Below are 994 nucleotides of genomic sequence, written 5' to 3'. Positions count from 1 at the left end.
ATGCGCATGCGATAGGCGCGCGGTACCTCCTGCAACAGCCTGCGGGTCGTCTCCCGGTCGAGCTCCATGCCCACCGAGCGGCTGGCGGCAAAACGGCGGTTGCCTTTTTCCGAGACCGGCAGATCGGCTGACGCATTCGAGAGCCTGGTCTTCCACTCCTCGAGTTCGGCGGCGAGATCCGTCTTCGCAGCATAATCCATGAGATCGCGTGTCCAGACGCTCCATGGTGTCGAGCGCAGCGGCAGCTCTATGGTCGCTCCGCGCTCGGCCTGTTCGTATGCTGCCTGCAATTCCTCCAACAGGATTCGCCAGGACACACCGTCGACCGCAAGGTGGTGGATCACCAGCAGCAGCCGGTCACTTCCGTCGGGCAGCCGGAAATAGCCTGCCTTCACGAGTTGGGAGAGTTGCAAGTCAAGACCGCTCTGCAAACGGTCGACTCCACGGGAAAGGGCGGCCCTCCAGTCGGCTTCACCGGTCAGATCGATGACGTCCACGAGCGGAGCAGCATCGTGAGAGAAGAGCCACTGGTGCCAGTCCTCGTCACATGCTTTCGTGAAGGAGAGGCGCAAAGCGTCATGCCTCAGGATGAGCGCTTGAAGCGCCGATTCAAGGGCGATCGGGTCGAGTGCCCTCTTGACCTTGAGCAGCACGGACTGGTTCCAGTGCGGAGTGCCGAGGGGATTGTGCTCAAAGAACCAGTGCTGGATCGGCGTCAAGGGAAGTTCTCCCTCGACCTCTTGCCGCGTCTCGGTTTTCGGCATCCCGGCCAATCCTGCCAACCGTTCGATCTGCGGCGCCTCGAAGATCTGCTTAGGTGTGATGGCGATGCCTACTTTCCGGGCGCGGGCGACGATCTGCAGGGAGAGGATGGAATCGCCACCGATCTCGAAGAAGTTGTCGTTGACGCCGACGCGGTCGAGGCCGAGGACGTCCTGCCAGATGGCGGCGAGCGCGGCTTCGGTCTCGGTGCGGGGAGCGACATAGGCTGCAG

The 994-nt window shown here is 62.5% G+C and carries 1 protein-coding gene; it reads right to left on the bottom strand.

Annotated features, from left to right (window positions below):
- Positions 1 to 994 (bottom strand): condensation domain-containing protein (locus ACMGE0_RS33520; RefSeq protein ID WP_436820166.1); only part of this gene is annotated, 994 nt, incomplete at both ends.

The organism is Neorhizobium descurainiae (assembly GCF_051400715.1).
Lineage (GTDB): Bacteria > Pseudomonadota > Alphaproteobacteria > Rhizobiales > Rhizobiaceae > Neorhizobium.
Note: the sequence above shows the minus strand (reverse complement) of the source record. Positions and strands in the feature narration are given on the sequence as shown.